Raw genomic sequence first — 14,687 nt, 5'->3', positions numbered from 1 at the left:
CGGAGATGTGTATAAGAGACAGCTGGCGGATTGGTCGTGGGGGCGGCAGTCCATCGATCTGCTGGCCGAGCTGCCCGTCTGGGCGTCGGCCCACGAGTGGTTGCGGGTCCTCAAACGCCTTCAGCCGCGGCTGTACTCGATCTCGTCGAGCCCCAAAGCGTGCCCGGGAGAGGTTCACCTGACGGTCTCACCGGTGCGCTACAACTTCCAGGGCGTCCCGCGCCGCGGGGTGTGTTCGACCTACCTCGCCGACCGCTCCCCCGGCGATCGGGTGGCCGTCTACCTGCAGCCGTCGAGCAACTTTCGGCCTCCCCGGGATTCGGAGACGCCGATGGTGATGATCGGCCCGGGCACCGGGATCGCGCCCTTCCGCGCTTTTCTGCAGGAGCGGCGGGCGCTGGGCCACACCGGAGGAAACTGGCTGTTCTTCGGTGAGCAGCACGCCGCGACCGACTTCTACTACCGCGACGAGCTCGAGCAGATGCGCACCGACGGGTTCCTCACCGAGTTGGACCTCGCCTTTTCCCGCGACCAGCGGCAGAAGGTCTACGTCCAGCACCTGATGCGTCAGCGCGGCGCCCAGCTGTGGCGCTGGCTGCAGGACGGCGCGCAACTCTACGTCTGCGGCACGGCCGACCCCATGGCCAAGGACGTCGACCGCGCGCTCTGCGATATCGCGGCCGAACACGGCAATCTCGATCCCGACGCCGCCAAGGATTACGTCCGGTCGTTGAGCGCCGACAAGCGCTATCACCGTGACGTCTACTAGGCCGCCGGTGTCGCCCGACTCGTAATAATCCGGAAACATCACGCGCCTGCCGCTGAAACAACCTCGCTGCACCATTCACTCAATTGGTTGCTCCGAGGAGGGACGTAGGCGTGGCTCTGGATTTCGAGGGGCCCATCGAGGACACCGCGCGGGCCATCTGCCCGCTGCAGTGCCGGCTGCGGCGCGCCGCAGAAGACGACCAGCTCGGCGACCGGGTTGATTGGGCCGGGTTGCCGATCAACCTGGACTTCGCGTTCTCACCCCAACAGCGCGACAAGGTCTACGCCCAGCACCTGATGCGCAAACGCGGCACCCAGCTTCGGCGGCGCATGCAGGACAGGGGTCAATGGTGCGCCTGCGAATCCGCGGCCGACGGTCGACGCGGGGTGCAGGACGACGCCGACTCGACGCCCGGTCGGTAGTCACCTCGGGGCTCGCGGGTCCGGCAATAGAAATCATCGGGGTTGCAATCCGCCCCGCATCTGTTGGCCGGGTAGTTTGCCGGAACCGATCGCCGCGGTTTGCGTTTCGTGGGCTGCTGAACGGCGGTCACTTCCCACCGCAGTGGACATCCCGAGTTCCTGACTGTCAACCGGTAGCCCGGGACCAAGCCGTCGCAGCTAGGCCGCGGCGGTTTGCTGGCCGTTACGTTGAAGAAGTCGGGGTCGGCGTGCGCGACAAGAGCGGTGTGGGAAATCGATGGTGGACGTGTCAATTATCGAAACCTCGGGGTTGGGCGACCGCAGCTATCTGGTGAGCGACGGTGAGGTTGCGGTAGTCATCGACCCTCAACGGGACATCGACCGGGTGCTGGAGCTTGCCGGCGACCTGCGCATCACGCACGTGTTGGAGACCCACATCCACAACGACTACGTGACCGGCGGCCTGGCACTCGCGGAAGCGACCGGCGCCCATTACGTCCTCCCCGCCGGCGAGGATCTCAACTTTGAACACCACCCCGTCCGCGACGGCGATCGGATCGACACCGGAGCGCTCCATCTCGAGGTTCTGTTCACCCCCGGACACACACATCACCACGTCAGCTACGCGCTCCGCGACCATTCCGGCCAGCCCGTCGGGGTGTTCACGGGAGGCTCCATGCTGTTCGGCAGCACCGGACGGACCGATCTGGCCGGTGCGGAGCACGCCGCGGAACTGGCTCGGCTGCAATACCATTCGGTCCGCCGAATCGCCGACGCACTGCCCGCGACGACGGCCGTCTACCCCACGCACGGCTTCGGCAGCTTTTGTTCGGCCGCTCCCACCGACGGCGACGAGTCCACGATCGGCGACGAGCGCCAAACGAACCCGGCGTTGACCCAGGACGAGCAGGACTACGTCGACGAGCTGCTGGCCGAACTGGCGGCCTACCCCGCGTACTACGCGCACATGGGCGTGATCAACAGGGAAGGTCCCCGGGCACCGGACCTGTCCCCTCCCCAACCGGTGGACCCCGGCGAACTACGCGCCCGCATCGACGACGGGCAATGGGTCGTCGATTTGCGCAATCGAACCGCGTTCGCGGCCGGACATCTGGCGGGCAGCTACGGGTTCGAGCTGTCCGGCTCCTTCGTCAACTACTTCGGCTGGCTTTACGCCTGGGGCGCGCCGTTGACCTTGATCGGTGAGGACGCGCAACAGGTTGCCGACGCCCAGCGCGAACTGTCCCGCATCGGAATCGACCGGCTGACCGGCAGCGCCACCGGTGACATTCGCGCTCTCGCCGACGGAATTGAGCCGCGGAGCTACCGTGTCGCGGACTTCGAGGAGCTGGTCGACGCGCTCGACGATGCGCGCGTCCTGGTCCTTGATGTTCGCCAAGCCGGCGAGTTCGCCGGCGGCCACGTGCGCGACGCGATCAATATCGCCTTGCACGAACTGCCAGAACGCCTCGACGAGCTTCCGCACGAGCGCCAAGCATGGATCCACTGCGCGAGCGGCTACCGAGCATCGATCGCCGCCGCGCTCCTCGACCGCGAGCACCGTGACGTCGTGCTCGTCGACGACGACTACGGCAACGCCGAAAAGCTCGGGATAACCACCCCTGACACCGATCAGCACCGGGAGTAAAACCATGAACGCACCGACTACCGACGCGATCAGCTCGATCGAGCTGCGGAAGCTGATCGAGTCGCCCAAATCACCACGCGTCGTTGATGTTCGGACCCCGGCGGAATTCGAGACCGCACACATCGCGGGGTCCCTCAATGTGCCGCTCGACGTGCTCGAGCGGCACGGCGCCGAGGTCGCCCAGCGTCTGCGCGACGACGACGTCGTGTTGGTGTGCCGTTCGGGGCAACGCTCGACGAAGGCTCAAGCGCTGCTGCGCAACGCCGGGCTCGACAGCGGGCGGGTGCTCGAAAACGGCATCACCGACTGGGAGGGCAAGGGTTACGAGGTAGACCAGGGCGCGCAACGATGGGAGCTGGAGCGTCAGGTCCGCCTCGTCGCCGGGTCCGTGGTCCTGTCGTCCATCCTCGGCAGCGTCGCGGTCCCACGGCTCAAGTGGGTGGCGGCCGCCATCGGCGGTGGCTTGACATACGCCGCTCTGAGCAACACCTGCGCCATGGCCACGGCGCTGTCCAAACTGCCTTACAACCGCGGGGCGGCCTCCGACGTGACCACGGTGCTGTCGCAGCTCGACCGGTGACCCGGGTCTAAAGACGATGACTGTCCGGTCGAAGCGCACCGATGTCCCTCAGCTCGCCGGCCCGACCGAACAGATGGCCCTGCGCCAGGCCGCACCCGGCCGCGCACACCGTCTCGGCCTGCTCGGAGGTTTCGATTCCTTCGGCAATGACGGTCAGGCCGAGGGCTTCACAGAGGCCGATCACTGAGCGATACAGCGTCAGGTTCCGTCCGGGCTCGACACCCGTAGCCAGCCCGCGGTCGAGTTTCACCATCTGCACCGGCAACGAGTGCAAGTACGTCAACGAGTTGTAGCCCCCGCCGAAATCGTCCAAGGCCACTCTGATCCCCAGGTCGTTCAAGCGTCTGATGGCCACCGCCGCATCGGCGAGGTCCACGATGGGGACCGTCTCCGTGATCTCCACGACGACTCGTCGCGGCTCCAGCCCATACCGGGAAAGCGTGCGGCTGATGACCCGTTCAAAGTCCACGCTGCCCAACCGTGCCGCGCCGATGTTGATGTGAATGTCCAAGTCGAGGCCGGACGATTGGATTTGCTTGCAGGCCCGGTCGAGTACCACGGCATCGAATTCTGCCCCCATGCCATGGGCCTCGGCCAAAGAGACGAAGGTCTGGGGAGCAATCTGTATGCCGCTGGGTGTGGTCCAGCGGGCAAGCGCCTCGACCGCCACCGGCGTTCCCTCCGGGAGCTTGACGATGGGCTGAAATTTCAGCCGAAACCCTTCGGGGACACCGCCTTTGGCCTGCCGGAGCGCCGTCGGAAAATCTTCGGACACGCTGAACGCCGGCCGGTACACCACCGCGGTGTCCTTGCCCAACCGCTTGCCGGTGTACATCGAGGTGTCGGCCTGCCTGAGCAGATCGTCGGAGGTCGGAGGCAGGCCGTCACCGCCGGGACTGACCAGGCCCATGCTGGCGCGCACCCGCACCGACGTGCCGTGCACCGAGAACGGGCTGCGAAGCGCTACCCGCAGCTGGTCGGCGACGAGTTCGGGCGCCTGCATGACACCCGTGATGAGGATGGCGAACTCGTCACCGCCGATACGAGCCAGCGTGTCGTCGGCACGGAGGCAACTCCGCAGCCGCGCGCTGATCGCGCAAAGGAGTTCGTCGCCGGCGGCGTGTCCGAATCGGTCGTTGACCTCTTTGAAATCGTCGATGTCGACGAAGATCAGCACGAACGGCCCGTCGCGGATCGCGTCGTCGAGCCGTTGCGCCAACAACAATCGATTGGGCAAGTCGGTCAACGGGTCGTGGTAAGCCTGATAGGCGAGGCGGCGTTTGGTGTCGATGAGCTGTTCGGTGAGCATCCGCTGCACGCGCATCGCCACTAGGTACCGGGTCGCGACGAGCAGGGCCATCGCGACGTAAGTGCCGATGAAGACGGGGTCGACCCGTTGTCCGATGAGCTGGTGGAAGCTGATGAGCGCCGTGCTGCCCATGAAACCCACGTAGGGCAGGATGAGCTGCGCCCAGTTCGTCGGCTGTTCTTCGTCGTGCGCGGGACGCGCCCGCGGCGGGAAATCCAGCACGCTCAACGCGATGAACAGCGGAGCGATGACGAAGCCGGTGCCGACCCACAAGTCGAGCTGGGCCACGGCGACGCTACGCAGGTAGGCCAGCAGCCGATCCGATGACGTCAGGGTGATCACCGCGGCGGCGAGCAGCATGTAATTCACGCGGTAAGGCAGATACGGCGGATACCACATCGCCACCAAAACGGCGCTCACGACCACGACGAGTTCGACTGCCGCGATGCCGGCAACGACCGCGGTGTTGGTCGACCGCGGCAGCGCGGCGCCGTGCATGGCCCCCAACCGGGCGACGTAGACCAGGTGGAAGAACGCCAGCGCCGCCAACATTCCATCGAGGCCCGCGGTGATGAGGCTCTGCCGGCCAAGCAGCCACGTTCGCGCCTGCCCGCGAACGGCGGACCCCACCAGCACCAGCATCGCGACGGCGAACAGCAGCCCGGCAACGAAATAGCCGGCGATCGCCGACGGCGGCGCGGTCGCGCCGCTACCAGCTGTACGGACCCGCTGCGACAGGGCCTCAGCGGTGAGGAAAACGGCGATGGCCACCAGCAGGATCACCCGCCACCACCGCGCCGGCCCGGTCACCCGCCGAACGACGAGCAACCCCGCGAGCAGCGCCACCACGCACAACGTCGCTTCGAGAACGAACTGCACCCGCAGCGCCGGTTGCAGTCCCCACAGCCCGAGCGCGTTGAATGCCGCCGCGGCAAGGACGAGGGCAGACAGCCCGAAACACATGCGGGGGCTCAAAAAACGCAACGCGCCCCCAATCCCCCGATATGACCTGTCGATCTTGACAGAACAGGGCAAGGCCGCGGGCCGTTATCGCTTACGCCGGCAAACGCCCGGGGTGGCCGATCACCGACGGTGCGGGACGATCAGGTTGGGTTGAGCGCGTGGCCGTGAACGCCACCGGCGCCGACCTGCGCGTCTCACTGCACCTCGACGGCGACGGCCTGGATCGCGTTGCCGCCATAGCCGAACCGATTCCATTCGGGTCGCTCGGGTTGCGTGTTGCCCGCCTCGTCGGTCGCCCGGGCCCGCAGTGTCGTCGACCCGCGAAGTTCGCAGTGCGTGAACAACTCCCACCACTGCCAGCTGTGTCGACGGCGCTCCCCGACGAGTCGGGCGGCCTGCCACGGACCGTCGCCGACGCGCACGTCCACCCGGTCGATGGGTGCCGCGCCCGACCAGGCCACGCCGCGAACGACGATATCCCCTGCGGTCACCGGGGCACCGTCGGCAGGCTGGACGATCAACGCACGGACGCGTTGCAGGCGGATCGGTTCCCGGATGATGCCGCCGTCGCGTTCCCACTCGTAGTGATATCGCTGCGTTTGGAAGAAGGCCTCGAAAGCGTGGTCGATGACATCGATCTCGGTCAGCCACTTGACTGAAGCGACCGAATACCAGCCGGGCACGATCAACCGCACGGGACGACCATGCTGCAACGGCAGCGGTTCACCGTTCATCGCATAGGCGACGAGCGCGCCGGAGTCGCGGGCGTCCCGCACCGACAAGGCGCGCTCGAACCGCACCGGCGCCGTCGCGCCGTCCACCGGACCCGAGTCGGCGCCGCGGAACACGACATCGTGGGCGCCCGCGGACAGTCCCGCCCTGTTCAGGACATCAACCAGCGGGACGCCGGTCCATTCAGCGGTGCTCGCCGCCCCGGATTGCCATTGCTCACCGTCGACCGGCGGATCGAAGTGGGCGCGACCGTTGCCGGCGCATTCCAGCGTCGCGAGCAGTGACTGTCTCGGCAAGTTGTGGAGATCGTGCAGGGAAAGGCACAGGGGCCGCTCAACCAACCCGGTGACCGTCAACTGATACAGCTGCGGATCCAGCACCGGCGTCGGGAAGTGGTTGCGAACGTAGAAGTGGGCGGTGGGCATCACAACACCCCCGACCAGCGCGGGGAGCGACGTCTCGCAATTGAGCGGATCCTCGCGGTGCACGACCAATCCGGGCTCGGCGCCATGGCTTACGATCGGTAACCCGGCGGCGGCCCACGCGCACATGCCGCCCGCCAGGTTCACCGCATCGAAGCCAGAGCGACGCAACAACGCCGTCACGGCTGCGGACCGTCCCCCCGAGCGGCATACCACGACGATGCGGCGGTCGCGAGGCAGTTCATCTTCTCGAGTGCGCACGCGCGCGACCGGCAGGAGCATTGCGGCCGGCGCGTGCTCGGTACACCATTCCTCCGGCTCCCGCACGTCGAGCAGCAGCGCGCCCGCGTCGACCAACGCTTTGGCCGCCCGGGGGCCGACCTGCGGTGTGTCCGAGACGATCTCATCGCCAATCGCGATCGGGAACCCGGCGGCTTGCCAGGCTTCGAAGCCACCGACCAGGTTCGCGACGTCGTCGAATCCCGAAGCCCGGAGCACGCCCGCGGCCACCATCGATCGCGGGCCGCTGGCGCAGTAGACCACCACCGGGGCCGTCGGATCCAAGGCGGAAAGCGAACCCGTCAGGTTCGGCAACGGAATCTCTCGCGCGCCGGGGATGATGCCCCGCATCGTCTCGTCGGCGCCGCGGACATCCAACAGCTGCAATTGCGGGTCCAGGCCCCGCAATTCGGCGAGCTGGCCGATGGTCAGGCGTGGCGAGGCCTCGACGAGCTCCGTGCCCTGTGGCTTGATCATCATCGGGAACCTTCTTCCAGAGCTGTCACCGAATGCGCGGGGCCGGCTGCCCGTACATGGCCACGACGACGGTCCGGTCCATGCTGTTCTCCGACCACACCCCCATCGAGCTGTTGGCGCAGTCGCGGATGATCGCCATGTCGTCGGGGTTGTAGAACCACTGGTTGACCAACTCCAGGCTGCTGATGGCGATGGCCGGGTTGATCGCGATCGTCTCGGACGCCTTGCCGCGGAACCCGGCGGCGTTGGCCCGGTCCTGCGGCGTCGACCCGTCGGAACCGATGTCGTCGTTGATGTTTCGGTTGTTCATCATGTCGTCGGCGTGCCATTGGGCGGCCAGCGTGAGCGCGTTGTCGCGGATCACATCGTTGGTGCAGCCGGCCTGGTGCTGCAACGTGTAGACGGCGGAGACGACCGCGCTGTTGAGCCGCTTGTTGTCGGCATGCGCGCTTGCGGGCGCCAGCAGCGCCGGCGCAGCGAGGAGCACCGCCGCGGGTAGCGCGCGTACCCATCCGATCATGACCACTCCGCTCACACCGGGTCGAAATGCGAAACCAGCCATCGGCCGTTGACCTTCTCCAACACCACCCGGATAACCGGCTGGGTGTCGGTGGGAGCGCCCTCCCCGATCGTGACGGTCTGATTGACATACAGCAAGACCACGGCGTGGTTAGCCGTCACGGAAACGGGCGCGCCGGCACTGACCTTGGCGACCGCGCTGATGTGCTTTTCCTTGGCCCCCGGTATGACCACCTGGCGGGTGAGCTCCGTGTAGGCGTCCTTGAAGTCTCCGGTCAGTCGCTCGCGTGCGGCGGCCAGATCCTTTTCCACCGAATCCGCCTTGTACGAAAGCAGGGCGACGGCGTCTTCGCTCGCGGCCCGCACCGATTCCGCTCGCACTCGCGCGAGGTCGTCGGACGAGGCCACCACCCACTTGAAGTAGCCCGCGCCGAGCGCCAGCAGCAACGCCAAGGCGGGCAGCACCGCGTACGCGACAACGCGGGACCACGCGATCGGTGGCCTTGCCCGCGTGGTGCCGGGCTCGTCGTCAGAGCCCTCCTCGATGTCGACGGCATCCGATTCCTCGGGCGTCGCGGAGCCGTCGGCGTCGGCGTCGACCAGTTCCTCGTCGTGCATTTGGGTTTCACTCAACGTCGTCATGGCACGAACACCACGTTCGACACCTTGGCGTCGTCACCGACTGACCGGACCTCGATCCGCATTCGCCACTCCCGAGGCGCCTCCTCGCCCGCGGCGGTCCGCGACTTCACCGCGACCGCGACCAGGACCTGGGCCGCGTCGCCGCGCTGCGACTCCAGGCCGGCGTCGGTCACGGTGCCTTCCGATTTCGATTGCGCCGCCTTGACGACCTCGATGAACGGCTTGGACCGTTGCTCGAAGTCCTCACGGAAGGCTCCGGTGGCCAGATCGATGATGCGCTGCACGTCGGCGTCGACCTCCGTGTAGTTGATGGTGGTGAGGTTCACCGCACCCTGACGCGCCACCTGCACGAACAGGTCGCGCTGTGCTTGTGCCTCGTGCTTCTGGTAGGCCCGGAAGCCAAGCCAACCGGTCAATCCCGCCAGCACCGTCACGACGAGGGCGCCGGCCACCAACGCCTGCCCGGTGCGCGATAGCCGCGGGGTCACCCGGTGCCGGATTCGCGCGAGCCGGTTCTTCGCATCCGCTTGGTCCTCAGCGCTGTCGTCAGCCTCGCTGGCCTGTTCGGCGACATCGGCGTCGTCGGCCGCTGTCGATTCGCCGAATTCCTCAGCGAGATCATTGGTTTCGTGCTTCTCAGCATCTTCAGCCATCTTGCTCCTTTTGCTTAGGCCGGCGGCACTAGAAGTGACTGCCAGTTCTTGGCACGCGGGTGGGCCAGGTCGGATTCGGTGTAGCGGCGCCCGTCCGGCCCGATATATTCACCGTTGGCCGGGTCGTACGTGGCGACCGCGAGCGGTGGCGGCGCGGGCGCCGGTGGCGCGGTGCCCCGCGGCGGTGGGAGCCGCGGGTCTTGTCCGGGGGGATACATCGGTACGCCCTGTCCGGTATAGGTGGCGTTCGGGTCGCCCTTCCAGTTGTAGCCGTCGTTGAGCGGCACGTATTCTTCGTCGCTATCGCACAATTCGACCGTAGGGGCGCGTTTCCACGGCTTACTCTCACATGGGATGTTGCGGACCCCGCGGACGTTGAACTCCGAATCCTGCGGCACGCGGCAGAACAAGTCCGCGGCGGGGCGGTCGGGCGCGTCGACGTTCGCCGGCGACCGGCGCTGGGTCGGCGGCAGGTACCCCGTGGTGCACGGCGGTGGCAGGTTGATGTTGAGGTTGAAGTCCAGTTGGGCGCCCCGGTACTCCTGTTTGGTGTTCGAGCTCGGCACGACGATCGCGGCCATGGCCGCGATGCCCTGCGGGAACAGCACCAGAAGTTGTTCGATGTCGTGCCGGTAGACGACGGCGATGTCACCCAGGCTCACCAGGTTGGCGAACAGCACGGGCAGCGCCGGCGACACCCGATCGAACAGCGCCCGAGTTTCCTCCACCCCGGATGTGCCCTGCGTCAACAGATCCCGCAAGGCGGCGTCCTGCGCCTTGAACTGGGCGGTGATCGCCGCGGTTCGACTGGCCCACCGGGCGATCGAATCCGACGTTTGGATCTGCGAGTCGAGCACCGGAGGGGTCTGGTCAATCAACGACGCGAGCGGTCCGGTGGTGTGCCCGCCGGCAATTGCCAAAGCGGCGGAGCCGTCGACAATCCGGGACAGCTCAGGCCCGAGGCCACCGACCGCGCGATCCGTCTCGTCGATGACCGTACGCAGGTTGTCACGCGGAATCGCCTGCAGCGCACGGTTGGTCACATCGAGCAGGTGTCCGATGTCGACGGGCACGTCGACTCGGCCGGCGGGAATGACATCGCCCGCTCGCAGCTCCCTGCCGTGATCGCCGTCCTTACCGGGCTGGGGGGTGAGCTCGATGTATTGCTCGCCGACGGCCGAGCGGCTGTGCACCGACGCCTGGACGTCGGCGGGCACCTTGACGCCGGACCTGATGGCGAGCACCGCACGGACCCCCGTTGCGGTCACATCGACCGACTTGACCTGACCGATGTCGGTGCCGCGGTAGGTAACCACTGAGGTCTGGTAGAGCCCGCCCGACTCGGGCAGGTCGACGGTGACGACGTACTCCCCGATCCCCAAGAGGGTTTCGGGCAGCTTCATGTAATTGAACGCCATTGCCCCACAGGACAGGACCGTCACCAGGGACAGGATCGCCAACTGGATCCAGGTTCGGCGGTTCAGACGCAGCACTCAGTACCCCCCGAAGTGATATGGGTAGGTCAGCGGGTTGCCCGCGGTCGCCGGGCTGGGCTGCATGCCGATGGTGCGCCCCCATTGCAGCTCGAGCTGGGTGAGGTTGCCCTCCCATCGCGAGCCGGTGAAGAACCCGGTGTCGAGGCGGCTCAAGGTGAGGTCGACGATCAGCGTGAGGTTGGCGTAGTCGCCGCGGAACCAATTCCTCGCGGTCGACGCCGGCCACGGATAGGCCACCAAGCCATCCAGCCCTTTGGTCAAGGCCGGTCCCGCGTCGGCGAGTGAGCGCAGGACCGGCGCGATATTGCGCAGGTTGTTGACTAGAGATTCCTTGCTCTGGCGCACGGTATCGGCCGCGATGGCGCTGAACTTGCCGAGTTGGTCGATCGCGTCGGCGATCTTGGTGCGCTCGTCGGCCAACACCGTCAGCGCTTTCGGCACGGTCATCAATGCCTTGTCGACTACTGGGTCCTTCTCCGCGAACTGGCCCACCAGCGAGTTGAGGTTTTCGGCCGCGGCGATAATGTCGTCGGTCTGGTCATTGGTCCGGGCGATGAACTCGTCGAGTTGGTGCAGCAGGCTGCGCATGTCGTTCTCGCGTCCGGCGAATGCCTTCGCGATCGCCTGCGTGATCTCCTGCAGCTGCCCAATTCCGCCGCCGTTGAGCAGGATTGAAACGGAAGCCAGGGTCTGCTCGGTGGTGGGGTACATGCTCGCGTGCGACAGCGGGATGAGCGAACCGTCTTTCAGTTGGCCGACCGGCGGTTCGTCCTTGGGCGCCGCGAGCTCGATATGCATCGAACCGAGCAGACTGGTCTGCCCCAGCTTGGCGGTCGCGTTGGCCGGCAGGTGAACATCGCCGTTGATGCGCATGGTGACAAGCGCGTGCCAATCCTGCAGCTGGATCTTGGTGACGTTGCCGACGTTGACGTCGTCGACCCGAACACGGGTGTTCTCCTGAATCGTAACGACATCGGGCATTTGGGCCTGGATCGTGTAGGCGCCGGGGCCGTTGCCGGAGGTGCCGGGAAGGGTGAACGAGTTCAGCCCCTTCCAGTTCCGGCCACAGCCGGGGAGCGCGGCGATGCAGGCGAGGATGAGCGCCGCCACCATCACGCGCCTCATGAGGCGCCCGCCGGGAGCATCAGGTCCCGCAACACTTGCGTCGAGTTGACCGTGCCGCTCTGGGCGGGCGGTGCCGGCGGCGCTTCCGTGGGTGGTGGTTGGGCGGCCGGCGGCGTCGGCGCGTCGGGCGGCGGCGGGGGTGCCTCGGGCGGCGGCGCCGGAGGCGTATACCCGGGCCGGAGCCAGTCCTCGCTGTAGGTGATCTCGCTGGGGCGGGCCTGGGTGCCGACAAACGGGTTGAGTCCCGCCGGAATGTAGTTGTACAGCCGGTTTTTGATGATCGGGTTGATGTACTGCAGGCACAGCTTGGACACCCGGTCGAGCCGGGCCCGGGACGCCGCCTCGATCGAGCTGCAGATCCACTGCGGGATGTCGGCGAAGTTGTTCAGCGCGATGATGCCGGTCATCGCGCTTTGAGCGGGCTGGTAGATGTTCAGGAAGTTCTGGAACACCGTCGGGGCGATGTGCAGGATTTGCTTGATGTCCTGGCGGCTGTCGTTCAACGCGGTCGTGACGGAGGCCAGCCGATCGAAGGTAACGCCCATGGCTTCCCGGTTCTCAGCCAGAAAGTCGCGCAAATCGGTCAGCGCACCGTCGAGACCCTTTACCGCGTTGGCGATTTCATTGGGTGTGTTCGTCAGCAGCGTCGTGACGGTGGCCAGATTCTGATTGAACGAGGCCAGCAGGTCGCTGCTGGACGACAGCGCCGAGACCAGCAGCTGCAAATTGCGCACGGTGCTGAAGATGTCGTCGGCGTGATCGCCGAGTGCGGAGATCGCGGCGGACAGCTTGATCACGGTGTCGCGGGCGGTGTCGCCCTGACCGCGCACGTTGTCGGCGCTGGAGTTGATGAATTCACCGAGGGAATTCACCCCCTCCGGGGAGGTGGGCTGCAACGCGTCGGTCAGTTTCTCCAACTGCTTGCGAAAGTCATCCCATTCGACCGGGACGGCGGTCCGGCCGAGCGGGATCGACGCGCCGGGGCTCAACTTGGGACCGCCCGAATAGGCGGGAACGAGCTGGACGGCCCGCGAAGTCACCAGCGAAGGGGACAGGATCGCCGCGCGGGCGTTGGCGGGGATGGCGTATTGCTTGTCGACCGAAAAGGTCACCTTGGAGCTGGCGGGCTGCGGTTCGATCTTGTCGATCACCCCGACCGTGACCCCGAGGATGCGCACGTCGTCGCCGACGAACAAGCCGTTGGCTTCGGTGAAATAGGCCGTGTAAGTGTTCTTTTCGACCTCCTTCCACAGCTTCGAGCCGACCAGGAACGAAGCCACGGCGAGAGTGCCGACCAGGCTGACGGCGGTCAGTCGTTGCAGAGCGCGGCGGCTTATCTTCACTGTCCCCCCAGTTGGCCATTGGCGGGCGCCGGCTCGGGCTCAGGCGGCGGGCCTGGCGCCGGACCCGGCGAGGGGGGCTGAGACCAGATCGGGTGCGGCGCTTGCTCCGGGGGCACGGGGGGCGTTCCGGTCGGCGGGTCCACCGACTCCGAGGGCAGCTTCTGCTCGGGGTCCAGGAACCGGTTGTACATGCGGGCGTCGATCGTCGGCCCGCTGATCTGACCCGGGATCAGGTTCGCCACGTAGGCCTTGAAAAACGGTCCGGAGCCCAGGCATTCGCCGAACGACATCGCGTAGCGTTTGAACTTGGGCAGGCTGGCCTGAATGTCCTGTTTGCGATTGTCGAGGACCTCGAGCACGCCGTTCAGCTTGTCGAGGGCGGGCTTCAGCTGCGTCCTGTTGTCGTTGACGAGCCCCGAAACCTGGTGTGACACCGCGGTGAGGTTGTTCATCAGCGCGTCGATGGAATCGCGTTCGTCCAACAGCGCGGCCAGCAGCGCATTCGAGTCCGCCACCAGAGCGGCGATCTGTTGGCTGCGTCGGCCCAGCACCGTCGAGACCTTGTTCGCATTCCCCAGCAAGCTGCGCAACTGGGCGTCGCGGTTGTTCAGTGTCTCGGAGAACCGGGCCACGCCTTCCAGCGCGGGCCTGACCTCCGACGGCGTCTGCCTGAAGGTATCCGCCAAAGTGGTTAAGGCAGAGGATAACTGCGCGGTGTCCAGCCCGCTGATTTCGGTCGTCAAATCCCCGAGCGCATCGGGAAGGTCGTAGGGCGAGTGGGTCCGTTCCAGCGGGATGGTGCCCGAGAGCTTCCCTTCCCCACGTGACGTGAGCTCGAGCATCTTGGCGCCCAGTATGGTTTCGGTCTTGATCGCGGCCTCTGTGCGATCCCCCAACGTGATGAAGTTGCGGACGGTGAAGCTGACCCGAACCTTTGTGCCTTCCAACTTGATGCCGGTGACCCTCCCGACACCCATGCCGGAAACCCGCACCGAGTTACCCGTCCGGATGCCGCCGGCCTCCGAGAAGTATGCCGCGTAATCGTTGGTGTTCTTGATGAACGGCAGCTTGTCGTATTTGAAGGCCGCGACGGTCACGCACACCAGGATGAAGACACCCATCGCGCCGATCTTCCAAGGGCTTGGCCCGCCGGCTTTGGTTTTGGACTTGGTCATTGGGGCGTGCACCGCCCGCTGGGCTGGCCGAATAGCTTGATGAAGATCGGGTTGCCGCCCTTTCCGTTGACTTTCATCAAAACTTCGCAGAAGTAGAAGCCGAAGTAGTCACCCTGTCTCTTATACACATCTG

At 66.2% G+C, this 14,687-nt stretch carries 13 protein-coding genes and 1 pseudogene; 4 read left to right on the top strand and 10 right to left on the bottom strand.

Features of this window, described 5'->3' with window-relative positions; genetic code table 11:
* The 4 genes from WU80_RS21040 to WU80_RS21025 all read left to right on the top strand — a co-directional run.
* A partial coding sequence (locus WU80_RS21040; RefSeq protein ID WP_369808558.1) for a sulfite reductase flavoprotein subunit alpha occupies positions 1-769 on the top strand: 769 nt, incomplete at its 5' end.
* Positions 770-879: 110 nt separating this feature from the next.
* The gene (locus WU80_RS21035; RefSeq protein WP_156349697.1) at positions 880-1,191 is read left to right on the top strand and encodes a hypothetical protein; all 312 of its coding nucleotides are present in this window, start codon (positions 880-882) and stop codon (positions 1,189-1,191) included.
* Between the two features lie 280 nt (positions 1,192-1,471).
* The gene (locus WU80_RS21030; protein ID WP_055405047.1) at positions 1,472-2,839 is read left to right on the top strand and encodes an MBL fold metallo-hydrolase; all 1,368 of its coding nucleotides are present in this window, start codon (positions 1,472-1,474) and stop codon (positions 2,837-2,839) included.
* A 4-nt stretch (positions 2,840-2,843) separates the two neighbouring features.
* A complete protein-coding gene (locus WU80_RS21025; protein WP_055405048.1) occupies positions 2,844-3,419 on the top strand; it encodes a rhodanese-like domain-containing protein in 576 nt (191 codons plus the stop codon).
* A gap of 7 nt (positions 3,420-3,426) precedes the next feature.
* On the opposite strand, the gene WU80_RS21020 is transcribed toward WU80_RS21025, so the two are convergent.
* From WU80_RS21020 to WU80_RS26665, 10 genes and pseudogenes are all read right to left on the bottom strand, one after another.
* Positions 3,427-5,691, bottom strand: coding sequence for a bifunctional diguanylate cyclase/phosphodiesterase (locus tag WU80_RS21020; protein WP_082459973.1), 2,265 nt, complete (start codon positions 5,689-5,691; stop codon positions 3,427-3,429).
* 194 nt (positions 5,692-5,885) lie between these two features.
* Positions 5,886-7,604, bottom strand: coding sequence for a molybdopterin-dependent oxidoreductase (locus WU80_RS21015; RefSeq protein ID WP_055405050.1), 1,719 nt, complete (start codon positions 7,602-7,604; stop codon positions 5,886-5,888).
* Positions 7,605-7,626: 22 nt separating this feature from the next.
* Positions 7,627-8,121 carry a CAP domain-containing protein gene (locus tag WU80_RS21010; protein ID WP_055405057.1) on the bottom strand — a complete coding sequence of 165 codons (495 nt, stop codon included), beginning with the start codon at positions 8,119-8,121 and terminating at the stop codon, positions 7,627-7,629.
* A gap of 11 nt (positions 8,122-8,132) precedes the next feature.
* On the bottom strand, positions 8,133-8,762 hold the full coding sequence (locus tag WU80_RS21005; protein WP_231633880.1) for a hypothetical protein: 630 nt from the start codon (positions 8,760-8,762) through the stop codon (positions 8,133-8,135).
* A complete protein-coding gene (locus tag WU80_RS21000; protein ID WP_055405051.1) occupies positions 8,759-9,415 on the bottom strand; it encodes a hypothetical protein in 657 nt (218 codons plus the stop codon). The genes WU80_RS21005 and WU80_RS21000 overlap by 4 nt, the downstream gene beginning before the upstream one ends.
* A 14-nt stretch (positions 9,416-9,429) precedes the next feature.
* On the bottom strand, positions 9,430-10,908 hold the full coding sequence (locus tag WU80_RS20995; RefSeq protein ID WP_055405052.1) for an MCE family protein: 1,479 nt from the start codon (positions 10,906-10,908) through the stop codon (positions 9,430-9,432).
* Entirely contained in the window at positions 10,909-12,036 is a 1,128-nt protein-coding gene (locus WU80_RS20990) for an MCE family protein (protein WP_055405053.1), read from the bottom strand.
* Positions 12,033-13,379, bottom strand: a complete 1,347-nt coding sequence (locus tag WU80_RS20985; protein WP_055405054.1) for an MCE family protein — start codon at positions 13,377-13,379, stop codon at positions 12,033-12,035. The genes WU80_RS20990 and WU80_RS20985 overlap by 4 nt, the downstream gene beginning before the upstream one ends.
* The gene (locus WU80_RS20980) at positions 13,376-14,554 is read right to left on the bottom strand and encodes an MCE family protein (protein ID WP_055405055.1); all 1,179 of its coding nucleotides are present in this window, start codon (positions 14,552-14,554) and stop codon (positions 13,376-13,378) included. The genes WU80_RS20985 and WU80_RS20980 overlap by 4 nt, the downstream gene beginning before the upstream one ends.
* Positions 14,551-14,687, bottom strand: a pseudogene (locus WU80_RS26665) (hypothetical protein); the annotation flags it as partial. The pseudogene WU80_RS26665 and the gene WU80_RS20980, both read right to left, overlap by 4 nt.

The organism is Mycobacterium sp. UM_11, assembly GCF_001414075.1.
Taxonomy (GTDB): domain Bacteria; phylum Actinomycetota; class Actinomycetes; order Mycobacteriales; family Mycobacteriaceae; genus Mycobacterium.
The sequence above is the reverse complement of the archived record's forward strand: the minus strand, read 5'-3'. Positions and strand labels throughout refer to the sequence as shown.

Excerpts from the sequence above, each read along its gene's own strand:
- WU80_RS21005 (WP_231633880.1), bottom strand. The coding sequence starts at position 8,762 with ATGACGACGTTGAGTGAAACCCAAATGCACGACGAGGAACTGGTCGAC.
- WU80_RS21025 (WP_055405048.1), top strand. The coding sequence starts at position 2,844 with ATGAACGCACCGACTACCGACGCGATCAGCTCGATCGAGCTGCGGAAG.
- WU80_RS21020 (WP_082459973.1), bottom strand. The coding sequence starts at position 5,691 with ATGTGTTTCGGGCTGTCTGCCCTCGTCCTTGCCGCGGCGGCATTCAAC.
- WU80_RS21000 (WP_055405051.1), bottom strand. The coding sequence starts at position 9,415 with ATGGCTGAAGATGCTGAGAAGCACGAAACCAATGATCTCGCTGAGGAA.
- WU80_RS21010 (WP_055405057.1), bottom strand. The coding sequence starts at position 8,121 with ATGATCGGATGGGTACGCGCGCTACCCGCGGCGGTGCTCCTCGCTGCG.
- WU80_RS21015 (WP_055405050.1), bottom strand. The coding sequence starts at position 7,604 with ATGATGATCAAGCCACAGGGCACGGAGCTCGTCGAGGCCTCGCCACGC.
- WU80_RS20990 (WP_055405053.1), bottom strand. The coding sequence starts at position 12,036 with ATGAGGCGCGTGATGGTGGCGGCGCTCATCCTCGCCTGCATCGCCGCG.
- WU80_RS20980 (WP_055405055.1), bottom strand. The coding sequence starts at position 14,554 with ATGACCAAGTCCAAAACCAAAGCCGGCGGGCCAAGCCCTTGGAAGATC.